Annotated in this window: 11 protein-coding genes; all 11 read left to right on the forward strand. The window is 62.2% G+C overall.

The window, feature by feature from the left end; translation table 11 throughout:
• The first annotated feature begins 3 nt into the window (after nucleotides 1-3).
• The 11 genes from ACOYQJ_RS15360 (at nucleotide 4) to phnD (ending at nucleotide 12133) form a co-directional block, all read left to right on the forward strand.
• Nucleotides 4-819, forward strand: coding sequence for an IclR family transcriptional regulator (locus ACOYQJ_RS15360; protein ID WP_422906920.1), 816 nt, complete (start codon nucleotides 4-6; stop codon nucleotides 817-819).
• A gap of 59 nt (nucleotides 820-878) precedes the next feature.
• Nucleotides 879-2981, forward strand: coding sequence for a 3-hydroxyacyl-CoA dehydrogenase NAD-binding domain-containing protein (locus tag ACOYQJ_RS15365; protein ID WP_422906921.1), 2103 nt, complete (start codon nucleotides 879-881; stop codon nucleotides 2979-2981).
• The gene (locus tag ACOYQJ_RS15370) at nucleotides 2978-4159 is read left to right on the forward strand and encodes an acetyl-CoA C-acyltransferase (protein WP_422906922.1); all 1182 of its coding nucleotides are present in this window, start codon (nucleotides 2978-2980) and stop codon (nucleotides 4157-4159) included. The genes ACOYQJ_RS15365 and ACOYQJ_RS15370 overlap by 4 nt, the downstream gene beginning before the upstream one ends.
• A gap of 4 nt (nucleotides 4160-4163) precedes the next feature.
• The gene (locus ACOYQJ_RS15375) at nucleotides 4164-5360 is read left to right on the forward strand and encodes an acyl-CoA dehydrogenase family protein (protein WP_422906923.1); all 1197 of its coding nucleotides are present in this window, start codon (nucleotides 4164-4166) and stop codon (nucleotides 5358-5360) included.
• Nucleotide 5361: 1 nt separating this feature from the next.
• A complete protein-coding gene (locus ACOYQJ_RS15380) occupies nucleotides 5362-6465 on the forward strand; it encodes an acyl-CoA dehydrogenase family protein (protein ID WP_422906924.1) in 1104 nt (367 codons plus the stop codon).
• Nucleotides 6462-6881 carry a PaaI family thioesterase gene (locus ACOYQJ_RS15385; RefSeq protein ID WP_422906925.1) on the forward strand — a complete coding sequence of 140 codons (420 nt, stop codon included), beginning with the start codon at nucleotides 6462-6464 and terminating at the stop codon, nucleotides 6879-6881. The genes ACOYQJ_RS15380 and ACOYQJ_RS15385 overlap by 4 nt, the downstream gene beginning before the upstream one ends.
• The gene (locus ACOYQJ_RS15390) at nucleotides 6878-7663 is read left to right on the forward strand and encodes an oxepin-CoA hydrolase, alternative type (RefSeq protein ID WP_422906926.1); all 786 of its coding nucleotides are present in this window, start codon (nucleotides 6878-6880) and stop codon (nucleotides 7661-7663) included. Before ACOYQJ_RS15385 ends, ACOYQJ_RS15390 begins: the two co-directional genes overlap by 4 nt.
• Nucleotides 7660-8652 (forward strand): NAD(P)H-dependent flavin oxidoreductase, encoded by a 993-nt coding sequence (locus tag ACOYQJ_RS15395; protein ID WP_422906927.1) that lies wholly within the window; start codon nucleotides 7660-7662, stop codon nucleotides 8650-8652. Before ACOYQJ_RS15390 ends, ACOYQJ_RS15395 begins: the two co-directional genes overlap by 4 nt.
• A 13-nt stretch (nucleotides 8653-8665) precedes the next feature.
• The gene (locus tag ACOYQJ_RS15400; protein WP_422906928.1) at nucleotides 8666-10159 is read left to right on the forward strand and encodes a class I adenylate-forming enzyme family protein; all 1494 of its coding nucleotides are present in this window, start codon (nucleotides 8666-8668) and stop codon (nucleotides 10157-10159) included.
• A gap of 204 nt (nucleotides 10160-10363) precedes the next feature.
• Nucleotides 10364-11173 carry a phosphonate ABC transporter ATP-binding protein gene (phnC, locus tag ACOYQJ_RS15405; protein ID WP_422906929.1) on the forward strand — a complete coding sequence of 270 codons (810 nt, stop codon included), beginning with the start codon at nucleotides 10364-10366 and terminating at the stop codon, nucleotides 11171-11173.
• A gap of 48 nt (nucleotides 11174-11221) precedes the next feature.
• Nucleotides 11222-12133, forward strand: coding sequence for a phosphonate ABC transporter substrate-binding protein (gene phnD, locus ACOYQJ_RS15410; RefSeq protein WP_422906930.1), 912 nt, complete (start codon nucleotides 11222-11224; stop codon nucleotides 12131-12133).
• Nucleotides 12134-12186 lie beyond the last annotated feature (53 nt).

Genomic DNA, 12186 nt, shown 5'->3' on the forward strand with positions numbered 1-12186 from the left:
ACCATGACACAGCCCATGACCCCTGACCAGACAGACCGCCGCTATTCCACCACGCTTGCGCGCGGACTGTCGGTGCTGCGCGCCTTTCGTGCCTCGGACGACGGCCTGGGCAATGCCGAGATTTCCGAGCGCACCGCCATTCCGAAAAGCACCGTGTCAAGGCTGACCTTCACGTTGCAATCGCTGGGTTATCTGACCCATGCGCGGCGCCATGACCGGTATCGCCCCGGACCCGCCCTGCTGGCCTTGGGCAATGTCGCGCAGGCGTCGATTTCCTTTGTCGATCTCAGCGCCCCGATCATGCAGCAACTGGCCGATGAAACCGGAACACTGTCTTTGCTTTTGGTGCGCGACACCGCCAAACTGCTGATCGTGAAGACTTGGCGCCCGCGCAATGTCTCGTCCCTTTGGCTTGAGGTTGGGCATCGGTTGCCACTGAATGGCACCTCATCCGGGCACACACTTTTGGCGGCCATGTCTGACGATCTGTTTGAAACCACCGTCGCCGCTGCCGATGGCGACCGCGGCCTGACGCCCGAGCGCGCAGCCGAGGCCCGGCGTGACGCCTATGGCCAATTGATCGCGCAGGGCTTTTCGATCACCGATCCGGGCCAATATTTCACCGCCAACATCCATGCAGTGTCGAAACCCTTTCTCGCCCGCGACCTGGCGGAACCTGTCGTCTTTACCTGCGGCGCGATGCCCGAAGATCTGACAATGGAGCGGATGCGCACCGAAGTCGGACCCAAGCTGAACGCCGCGGTCTGCGAACTTGAGCGGATCATGGGCCAGCCCGGCGCCATCACCATGCGAGGGTAGGGCCAGATGCAAACCACTTTTTCAAGACGGGCCAGACACCCAGCAAACAGGAGCAGCAGATGAGCGAACAAGTGCGCTATGACATCGACGACAACGTGGCGGTGATCACGGTTGCCAACCCGCCGGTCAACGCCTTGGGACTGGCCGTGCGGCAGGGCCTTTGGGACGCGATTGATCGGTTTTCTGAGGATGACAGCGCCGAAATCGCCTTGATCGTCGGCGAAGGGCGGCTGTTCATTGGCGGCGCGGATATCTCCGAGTTCGGCAAGCCTCCGGTCGAGCCGTTCCTGCCGGACGTCTGCACCCATATCGAACGCGCTCCGAAACCCGTCGTCGCGGCCATCCATGGTCCGGCTCTGGGTGGTGGCTGCGAAGTGGCGCTGGGCGCACATTACCGGCTGGCGATCGAAGGCGCCTCGCTGGGTTTTCCAGAGGTCAAGCTGGGCCTGATCCCCGGCGCAGGAGGCTCGCAGCGCATGCCGCGCCTGACGGGCGTTGGCCCGGCGCTTGACATGATGCCTGCGGGCGGCTCGGTCACCGCAAAGCAGGCGCTGCAAATCGGGCTGGTGGACCGTTTGGCAACCGGCGATGCACTCAGCGCCGGTCTGGCTTATGCGCGCGAGTTGTTGGCGCAAGGCGCCGGAGTGCGCCGCGTTGGTGAATTGCCTAGGCCCAACTACAACGCCGCTGCTTTCGATGCAGCCCGGGCGCTTTGGGCCAAGAAGGCGCGCGGCGAAGTTGCCCCCTTGGTGGCGATCGATGCCATCGAGACCGCCACCCGCATGGATCTGGACGAGGGCGTAACAGAAGAGCGCCGCCTGTTCATGAGCCTGATGGAAACGCCGCAACGTGCGGGCTTGATCCACGCCTTTTTCAACGACCGCAAAGTGTCGAAACTGCCCGAAATCGACGGCATCAAGCCGCGCGATCTGGCACGGGTGGGTGTGATCGGTGGCGGCACAATGGGCGCGGGCATTGCCACAGCGTGCCTTTTGCGGGGACTGCTGGTGACACTGATCGAACGTGACGAGGCAGCCGCTGACAAGGCGCGGGCGACCATTGCAGGCAATTTGTCTGCCGCCGTCAAACGGGGCAAGCTGTCTCAGGACCAAAGTGACGCGATCCTGTCGGATGCGCTTCAGACCGCTACGGACTATGGTGCGCTCTCAGTTGCCGATTTGGCGATCGAAGCCGTGTTCGAAGATATGGATGTCAAAAAACAGGTCTTTGCCCAGCTTGATGCAGTGATGAAACCGGGGGCCATTCTGGCGACCAACACCTCGTACCTTGATGTCAACGAGATCGCCAAGGCGACGTCCCGTCCCGGCGATGTCATCGGGCTGCATTTCTTCAGCCCTGGGCATGTGATGAAGCTGCTCGAGGTGGTCGTCGCGGATCAGACCGCGCCGGATGTCACCGCCACGGCCTTTGCATTGGCCAAGCGGCTGGGCAAGGTCGCTGTGCGCGCCGGGGTCTGTGATGGCTTTATCGGCAACCGCATTCTGGCGACCTACCGGGGCGCTGCCGACCGGATGATCTATGAGGGCGCGTCGCCCTATCAGATCGATGCGGCGATCAAGGCCTTTGGTCTCCCGATGGGGCCCTTTGAAATGTCTGATCTGGCGGGGCTGGATATCGGTTTCATGACGCGCCAGCGCAAGGCCGCCAGCCGCGATCCGCGCGATGTGGTGCCGGTTTGGGCGGACGAACTGTATCATCTTGGTCGGCTGGGCCAAAAAACCGGGCGTGGCTACTACGTCTATCCAGAAGGCAGCCGCACGGGCGCTCCCGACCCCGAGGTCGAGGCCTTGATCGACAAGGCGCGCACTACGGCCGGGATCACACCGCGCGCCTTTACCGACGAGGAAATCCAGCGCCGGTACATGGCGGCCATGGTCAATGAGGCTGCCAAGGTTGTGGGGACTGGTATCGCGCGTCGCCCCTTGGACGTGGATGTCACGCTGCTTTACGGCTACGGTTTTCCGCGCTGGCGCGGCGGCCCGATGCATTGGGCTGATACGCAGGGCCTGCCTGCCTTGCTGGATGATATCCAGACATGGGCGAAAAGCGATCCCTATTTCTGGCAACCTGCACCGTTGATCGCCGAACTGGTGGCCAGCGGCCGCAACTTTGCCGATCTGAATAAGGAGGCCAGCAAATGACCAAGGCTGTCATCGTATCCACGGCGCGTACCGCCATCGGAAAAGCCGGGCGCGGCGCCTTGAACATGACCCACGGTGTGACCATGGCCGGCCATGTTGCGCGCCATGCCGTTGATCGGGCGGGGATCGACCCTGCTTTGCTGGAAGACTCGGTCTGGGGCACCGGCTATCCCGAGCATGTCACCGGCGGCAATCTTGGCCGTCAGGCGGTGGTGCGGGCTGGCCTGCCAGTCAGCGTCGCCGGGACCACGGTCAACCGGTTCTGCGCCTCGGGGCTTCAGGCCATTGCCATGGGCGGGCAGATGATCGCAGGCGAAGCCGCGCGCGCGGTTCTGGTCGGCGGGGTGGAAAGCATCTCGATGAATCAGCCAACGCCGCGACATTCGCGCGAGCCGTGGATCGAAGCCCACAAACCCGAACTTTACATGACGATGATCGACACCGCCGATACCGTGGCAGCCCGCTATGGTGTCAGTCGGGACGCGCAGGACGCTTTGGCCCTGCAATCGCAGCAACGCACCGCAGCCGCCCAGCAGGCGGGCCTGTTCGCCGATGAAATCGTGCCGATCGAGGTGACCATGGCCGTCAAGGACAAGGCCACCGGCGAGGTGACGCATCAACAGACGACCATCGCCGCCGATGAATGCAACCGGCCCTCAACCACGCTGGACGGGTTGTCGGGGCTGTCACCTGTAATGGGTGAGGGCAAATTCGTCACCGCTGGCAACGCCTCGCAATTGTCCGACGGGGCGGCTGCCCTTGTCATGATGGACGAAGCCGAGGCGGCCCGTGCCGGATTGGCGCCCTTGGGTCGCTACCTTGGCTTTGCCGTCGCTGGCTGTGAACCGGATGAGATGGGCATCGGTCCGGTCTTTGCGATCCCGCGCCTGCTTGAACGGCACGGGCTAAGCGTGGACGACATCGACCTGTGGGAGTTGAACGAGGCTTTTGCCTCGCAGGTGATCTACTGCCGTGACCGGCTGGGAATCGACGACGCGAAACTGAACGTGAATGGCGGCTCGATTTCGATTGGCCATCCTTTTGGCATGACGGGCGCACGAATGACGGGGCATCTGCTGCTCGAGGGGCGTCGTCGTGGCGCGCGCCTAGGCGTTGTGACCATGTGCGTGGGCGGCGGTCAGGGCGCCGCAGGCCTGTTCGAGATTTTTGGAGGCTGACAAGATGGACCTGAATTACACCGACGATCAAAAGGCCTTTCGCGATGACGTCCGGGCTTTTCTGGATGAAAACCTGCCTGCGCGCCTGTCCGCCAAAGTCGCAGGCGGCAAGCGTCTGACCAAGGCTGATTTCGAGGAATGGCACGCCATTCTGAACAAACGCGGCTGGCTGGGGGTGAACTGGCCCAAGGAACAGGGCGGCACCGGCTGGGACGCCGTTCAGCGCCACATCTTCGAAGAGGAAACCACTGCCGCCCATGCCCCGCGCATCGTGCCCTTTGGCCTGAACATGCTGGGGCCGGTGCTGATGGCCTTTGGCAATGATGCGCAAAAGGCCCATTACCTGCCACGCATTCTGAACGGTGACGACTGGTGGTGTCAGGGCTATTCCGAACCGGGCGCAGGGTCGGATCTGGCCTCGGTCCAGACCTCGGCGGTGCGGGACGGCGATCACTATGTGGTCAACGGCCAGAAGACCTGGACCACGCTGGGCCAGCACGCGAACATGATCTTCTGCCTTGTGCGGACCTCGAAAGAGGGCAAGCCGCAGCAGGGGATTTCGTTTCTGCTGATCGATATGAACACGCCGGGGATCGAAGTCCGGCCCATCGTGTTGATCGACGGTGAACCCGAGGTGAACGAGGTTTGGTTCACGGACGTCCGCGTTCCAGTTGAAAACCTTGTGGGCGAGGAAAACAAAGGCTGGACCTATGCCAAGTACCTGCTGACGCATGAGCGCACGAATATCGCGGGCGTCGGCTTTGCCCGCGCGGGACTGGCCGCGCTGAAACGCATCGCTGAGGCCGAGATGTCGGGCGGTGCGCCGCTGACACGGAACGCGCTTTTTGCAGCCAAGATCGCTCAGGTGGAGATCGACTTGATGGCCATGGCCACGACCAACCTGCGCACCATCGCAGCCGCCGCTGCGGGGCAGGCGCCGGGGGCGGAAAGCTCGATGCTCAAGGTCAAGGGCACAGTCATCCGGCAACAGATCAACGCTCTGACGCGGCAGGCGGTGGGCCCCTATGCAGCGCCCTTCGTGTCCGAGGCGCTCGACGAAGGCTCCAACGTGGAACCCGTCGGGCCGGAATACGCGATGCCAGCCACTCAGGCCTATTTCAACAATCGGAAACTCTCGATCTACGGCGGCTCGAACGAAGTGCAGCGCCAGATCATTTCCAAAACCATTCTGGAGCTGTGACATGAACTTTCAGCTAACCGAAGAACGCCAGATGTTGCAGGACGGGTTGCGCCGGTTCCTGCGTGACACTGTCACGCCCGACCTGCTGGCCAAGGCCACCGACAGTGAAACGGGTCATTCCGAAACGCTGTGGCAGGGCCTGACCGAAATGGGGATTCAGGGCGCAATGTTCACCGAAGAGCAGGGCGGCTTTGGTGGTGCGGGCTTTGACATCATGGTGGTGTTCGAGGAACTGGGGCGCGCGGGTGTGTTCGAACCGGTGTTGGAAAGCGCGGTTCTGGCAGGCGGTCTGGCGCAGGATGCGGCACAGATCGAGGCGATCATCGGCGGCGCCATCCTGAGCCTTGCCCATGCCGAGCCCACCAGCCGCTATGATCTGAGCCATTTGGAAACCCGCGCCGAACAGACTGCCAGCGGTTATCGCATTAACGGCCATAAGGCCGTGGTGCATCACGCTGGCGCGGCCTCGAACCTTGTGGTTTCGGCGCGCATCTCGGGTGAAGCGGCGGATGAGGACGGGATATCCCTGTTCCTTATCCCGGCGGACGCGGTGCAGATGCGCGACTATGCGCTGAACGGCGGCGGTCGCGCTGCTGAAATCGCGCTGGACCTTGAGGTTCCGGAAAGCGCCCTGATCGGCGGCGAAGGTGGCGCATTTGCGGCGCTGGAACAGGCCAACGCCCGCGCAACCGCCGCGATCTGCGCCGAAGCGCTTGGGCTGATGGAAGCGATCAAGACCCTGACCGTGGACTATCTGCGCCAACGCAAACAGTTCGGCCAGCCCATCGGCAAGTTTCAGGCTCTGCAGCACCGCATGGCGGATGTGCTGATCGAGATCGAGCAGGCGCGCAGCGCGGTCATCAACCTGTGTGGTCACCTCGAGGCCGACCGGGCCACCCGCGAAGTACACGTCAGCGCCGCCAAGAACCTGATCGGGCGGGTCGGGCGACTGGTGGTCGAGGAAGCGATCCAGATGCACGGCGGGATTGGCATGACCCAGGAATACGAGCTGGGCCATCTGGCCAAACGGCTGACCATGATCGACCACCGCTTTGGCGACAGCGATTACCATCTGGAACGCTTTATCCGGCTGGCGGCGGCATGATCGAAACCATCCGCGATGAAACCGGCACACAGTGCACGCTGGGGTATGTTCTGGAAATCGGTCACGAAGACGGCGGCGCGCGCTGCATTCTGGACGTGACCGGCGCGCATGTGAACCGGCATGACGTTCTGCATGGTGGGATCGCGGCCACCCTGCTGGACAACGCGATGGGTGCGACGTCGAGCCTGACGGCGGATGCAACAGGGCGCACACCTTTTCTGACGATCTCGATGGCGACGCAGTTTCTGGCCCCGGCCTATGCTGGCAAACGCGTGACAGCCACGGGCCGGGTCACGGGCGGCGGGCGCTCCTTGCTGTTTCTCGTCTCCGAATTGGTGGACGAAGACGGTCGCTTGATTGCCAGTGCCACCGGAGTGTTCAAAAAGGTCCAGATGCCCAAAGGGGGCGACGCATGACCCTTGCGCATGTCGAGGATCTGGGCGACCGGCTGGTGGTCGTGAACGCCAATAACGCCCGCCGCAATGCCCTGTCTGATGAGTATTACGAGGCGCTGGGCGACGCGCTGCGCCTTGCCGAGCAGCCGCGCATCACCTCGGTTACGTTATGGGGCGACGGGTTCTTTTGTTCGGGCGGTGATCTCAACGTTTTGGCGACGCGCCGCGATTTACCTCAGGATCAAAGGATCGCGCGTATCGAGGCGCTGCATGACCTGATCCGGGGCATCAAATCCTGCCCCAAGCCCGTGATCGCCGCAGTGGAAGGTGGCGCAGCCGGGGCCGGGGCCTCAATCGCTTTTGCCTGTGATTTCATCGTTGCGGCCCGGGGGGCGGGCTTTACGGCGGCCTATGTCAAGGCAGGCCTTGTGCCCGACGGAGGGTTGAGCGCCAGCCTGTCATCGCTGGTACCCCGGGCTTTGGTCTCGCAAATGTTGCTGCTGGGTGAAACTGTTTCTGCCGAACGGCTGGCCGAACTGGGCGGGATCAATGCAATCGCGGAACCTTCAGACGTCCGCGCGACCGCCATGACACTGGCCGATCGCATCGCCAAGGGGCCAATGCAGGCGCAGGGCCGGATCAAGGCTTTGATCGCCAGCGCGCAGGATGCGGGTTTCACCACCCAGCTCGATCATGAACGCAACGCCATGGCCGAGGCTGTCATCGCGCCCGAAGCTGAAGAGGGGATCAACGCGTTTCTGAACAAGCGCCGTCCCGATTTCACCAAACTGAGGACGTCATGAGCCCCGCCGATCCCGCTTTGAATACAGCTCTGACGCGGGCCTATGGTTTGCGTCTGCCCATTGTCGCAGGGGGGCTGCAATGGTTGGCCGAAGCGCAGTATGTCTCTGCCGCTGCGCGCGCGGGTGTACTGCCCTTTCTGACAGCCGCCAGCTTTCCCGATCCGGACGATCTGCGCGCAGAGATCCGCCGGACGCGCGATATGGCCGAGAGTCGGGCCTTCGGCGTGAACGTTTCGATGTTGCCGAAACTGGTACCCGGTGAAAAGACGGCGGATGTGTTCCGGCTGATCATCGACGAAGGCATCACGGTTGTTGAAACCTCAGGGCGCAATCCAGAGCCCTACTTGCCCTTGCTCAAGGATGCGGGCGTGACGGTGCTGCACAAGGTGCCTTCGGTCCGATATGCGGTCAAGGCACAGAGTGTCGGCGTCGATATGGTCTCGGTCGTCGGGGCGGAATGTGGCGGTCATCCGGGCATGGATCTGATCGGCAGCATGGTGAACTTGGCTTTGGCCGAACGCCGCCTGACCATTCCTTTCCTCATTGGCGGTGGCATCGGCGCGGGCAGCCAGATCGTTGCGGCGCTGGCCGCTGGCGCAGTAGGCGTTGTCATCGGAACGCGCTTTTTGGTGGCGCAGGAATTGCAAGCGCATGGCGGTTATCAACAAGCGCTGACCGCAGCCAGTGAACTGGATACCGCCCTGACCATGAGCAGCGTCCGAAACACCATCCGGACGTTGAAGAATGAGACCACGCAGACCGTGGCGCGGCTGGAGGCCGACAACCCTCAGATCGGGATCGAAGAGCTGATGCCGCATGTGGCCGGTGCCATCGGACGCAAGGCCTATGAAACCGGCGACACGTCGCATGGGATGCTGTCGGCGGGTCAATCGCTGGGGCTGACTGACCGCGTCGCGCCCTTCAAGGATATCGTGGCACAGCTCGAGGCTGAGGCGTTGATCGCTCTCGCCCGTCTGCGGCCCAGTTAAGGACATTCCAACAATGACCGCCTTTACCCACATTCACGACATGGTTTTGTATCAGGCAAAGTCCCGCCCCCAGGCGCTGGCACTGATCGATGTCGATAGTCGCGAGGTCACATGGGCCGAGTATGATGTGCTGATATCCAAAGCGGTGGACATGCTCAGCGCGCAGGGAATCGGCGCGGGTGACCGCGTGATGATCATTGCGGAAAACTGTCTTGCCGTGCCGGTGCTGATGATGGCCGCAAGCCGCATCGGCGCTTGGGCGGTTCCGGTCAATGCCCGTATGAGCGCGGCGGAACTGACCCGCATCGCCGATCATGCGCGCCCCGGCGTGATACTTTTTTCCTCGGGCGTTTCGGATGAAGCGGCGCAACATGCTGGGGATCAGGGCGCAGAGCCATTGGCCACGGATTTTGGCGCGCTGCACTTGCGGACAACCGGGATCAACGACCCGGAAACCGGCGAACCAGATGTTGCCGTTCTGCTGTATACCACCGGCACAACGGGCGACCCCAAGGGCGTGATGCTGACCCATGGCAACCTGATCTTCGCCGCCGAGGCCTCGGTCGGGCTACGCAATCTGACCCACGCGGACCGGGTCTATGGTGCCCTGCCTCTGACGCATGTCTTTGGCGTGGCCTCGATGCTCATGGCATCGGCCTGGGCGGGCTGCACCGTGCAGCTGACGAAACGCTTTGCTCCGGCAGATCTGTATCACGCGCTGCGCTCGGGTGTGACAGTGCTGCCTGCGGTGCCGCAGATGCACGCGCTGCTGATGGCCTATGCCGCCGACCAGGGTCTGACCGCGCTGAATTCAGGCAGCCTGCGCTATGTCTCGTCCGGAGCTGCGCCGCTCGACCCAAGTTGGAAGCGAAAGGCCGAAGCCTTTTATAGTCTGCCGCTGCAAAATGGCTATGGGATGACGGAAAGCACGGCCGGGGTTTGCGGCACCCGTAACGCCATTGGCGATCCCGATATCAGCGTTGGCCCGCCGCTTCCCGGAGTTGAAGTGCGGCTTGATCTGGCGATCGGCGAGGACAGCACGGTTGGTGAAGTGCTGACCAAAGGGCCCCACGTGATGAAAGGCTATTTCCGCAACCCCGAGGCGACGCGCGCCGTGATGACGGAGGATGGCTTTTTGCGCACCGGCGATCTGGGGCAGATCGATGCTCAGGGTCGGCTGACCATCGTTGGCCGTGCAAAGGAACTGATCATCCGAGGCGGGTTCAACGTCTACCCGCCCGAGGTCGAGGCCGCCCTGAATGATCATCCGGCCGTGGTGCAATCGGCGGTGATCGGGCGTGTTGTCATGGGCGACGAAGAAGTGCTTGCCTTTGTTCAGACGCGCGCGCCTGTCACGCCCGAGGAGCTGCGCGCCTTTGTGGCCGATCGTCTGGCTGGCTACAAACGCCCCTCGCAGATTCATATCGTGGACAGCCTGCCTGCGGCTGCGACCGGCAAGATCCTGAAGCATCGGCTGGCGGTTGAATTCGCAGACCTGATCGGGTGATTTGGCAATCGGCCGCTGACTGCGGAGCGCCGCGTTGAAATAAGTCAATCCTTGTTGCGCCGGGTCCGCCACCAAGCGTTGTCGGCTTGTGCCATCGCAAGGCGTTACATTTCTTTCAGTAGTCCGACATGGAACTGAATCAAAAGCTTCAAGAAAACGACGCTTCCCATCCTTAAGACGCCCCCAAGTCACAGGGGGATACAGATGCTCGAGGTCAAAAGACTGACCAAGCGCTTTGGCGACAAGGCAGCGGTGGATGCTGCCAGTTTCAGCGTAACGCGACCGGCGATGATCGGTATCATTGGCCGTTCCGGTGCCGGAAAATCGACCCTGCTGCGCATGATGAACCGATTGGCCGATGCGAGCGAGGGGCAGATCCTGTTCAAAGGCGCCGAGATCAGCGGTTTGACCGGCTCGGCGCGGCGCAAATGGCAATCGCAGTGCGCGATGATCTTTCAGCAGTTCAATCTTGTTCCCCGAATGGACGTGGTTTCAAACGTGTTGCACGGCACGCTGAACCGCCGGTCCACGCTCGCGACGATGTTCAACCTTTACCCGCAGGACGACATTCACAAGGCGATCGAGATTCTGGACCGTCTTGGCATCGCCGAACAGGCCCCGAAACGCGCCGAGGCGCTTTCCGGCGGGCAGCAGCAGCGTGTGGCGATTGCCCGTGCCCTGATGCAGGACCCACAGATCATTCTGGCGGATGAACCGATTGCCAGCCTTGACCCGATGAATGCGCAAATCGTGATGCAGGCGCTGCGCCGCATCAACGAAGAAGACGGCCGCATGGTCATCGCCAACCTTCACACGCTGGATACCGCGCGGCGCTATTGCGACCGGGTGATCGGGATGCGGGACGGCCGCATCGTTTTTGACGGCACCCCCGAACAACTGACCACCGGCGTCGCGCGCGACATCTATGGCGCGGGCGCGGATTTTTCCGAGGCGGCAACCTCGACCGAGATCGAAACCCTGGACAGGACCAAGCCCATTCTGGTGTCCGCCTGAGCCAGCAATCGCCCAATCCACTTGGGCAAACCCATCATGGAGAGACACATGAAAACCCTTGCACTTGCCCTTGCAGCCACAACGGCACTGACCACTGCGGCCTTTGCTGACAGCCACGCCATCAGCGAATTTCGCATCGGCATTCTGGGCGGCGAAAACGCTCAGGACCGGATGAACAGCTATGCCTGCCTGCAGAACTATGCCGCAGAGGAACTGGGCGTTGAGGTCAAACTGTTTGCCCCCGCCGATTATAACGGCGTTATTCAGGGCTTGCTGGGCGGTACGCTTGATATGGCATGGCTGGGCGCGTCGTCTTATGCGGCCACCTACCTGCAAGACCCCGAAGCCGTCGAGCCCGTATTGGTCAAGCAGAACCTTGATGGCTCCATCGGCTACCATTCGATCGGTTTCGCCCGAAAGGACAGCGGCATCACCTCGCTGGAAGACCTGAAGGGCAAGACCTTTGGCTTTGGTGACCCGAATTCGACCTCTGGTTACCTGATCCCCTCCATCGAAATCCCCGCCGAAACCGGCGCAACGATGGATTCGGGTGATTATTTTGGCGAGGTCAAATTCACCGGCGGTCACGAGCAAACCATCGTTGCAGTCTATAATGGCGACATCAACGGCGGCGTGACATGGGCTGACGCACAGGGCAACTGGGAAGACGGCTACAACTCGGGTGCACTGCGCAAGGCCGTGGATGCCGGACTTGTTGACATGAACGAGCTGGTCCAGATCTGGAAATCCAAAGTGATCCCGGAAGGCCCCGTCGTGCTGCGCAAATCGCTGCCAGACGATGTAAAGGCCAAGATGACCGCGCTGGTCGACAGGCTATACGAGAACGACAAGGACTGCGCCTATGGCGTGGCCGCTGGCGAAACGCTGGGGTTCCAGCCTGTGACGCATGACACCTACACCTCGGTGATCGAAGCGCGCAAAGCCAAGATCGGCGGCTGATCGGGTCTGCGCAATCTGACCGGCGGCTTTTGGGTCGCCGGTATTCCTTTACC

The organism is Pacificoceanicola algae, assembly GCF_049341065.1.
GTDB lineage: Bacteria > Pseudomonadota > Alphaproteobacteria > Rhodobacterales > Rhodobacteraceae > Pacificoceanicola.

Bases quoted from the DNA above. Each gene is read 5' to 3' on its own strand.
- phnD (WP_422906930.1), top strand. From the start codon at position 11,222: ATGAAAACCCTTGCACTTGCCCTTGCAGCCACAACGGCACTGACCACT.
- ACOYQJ_RS15375 (WP_422906923.1), top strand. From the start codon at position 4,164: ATGGACCTGAATTACACCGACGATCAAAAGGCCTTTCGCGATGACGTC.
- phnC (WP_422906929.1), top strand. From the start codon at position 10,364: ATGCTCGAGGTCAAAAGACTGACCAAGCGCTTTGGCGACAAGGCAGCG.
- ACOYQJ_RS15400 (WP_422906928.1), top strand. From the start codon at position 8,666: ATGACCGCCTTTACCCACATTCACGACATGGTTTTGTATCAGGCAAAG.
- ACOYQJ_RS15385 (WP_422906925.1), top strand. From the start codon at position 6,462: ATGATCGAAACCATCCGCGATGAAACCGGCACACAGTGCACGCTGGGG.
- ACOYQJ_RS15380 (WP_422906924.1), top strand. From the start codon at position 5,362: ATGAACTTTCAGCTAACCGAAGAACGCCAGATGTTGCAGGACGGGTTG.
- ACOYQJ_RS15390 (WP_422906926.1), top strand. From the start codon at position 6,878: ATGACCCTTGCGCATGTCGAGGATCTGGGCGACCGGCTGGTGGTCGTG.
- ACOYQJ_RS15395 (WP_422906927.1), top strand. From the start codon at position 7,660: ATGAGCCCCGCCGATCCCGCTTTGAATACAGCTCTGACGCGGGCCTAT.
- ACOYQJ_RS15365 (WP_422906921.1), top strand. From the start codon at position 879: ATGAGCGAACAAGTGCGCTATGACATCGACGACAACGTGGCGGTGATC.
- ACOYQJ_RS15360 (WP_422906920.1), top strand. From the start codon at position 4: ATGACACAGCCCATGACCCCTGACCAGACAGACCGCCGCTATTCCACC.
- ACOYQJ_RS15370 (WP_422906922.1), top strand. From the start codon at position 2,978: ATGACCAAGGCTGTCATCGTATCCACGGCGCGTACCGCCATCGGAAAA.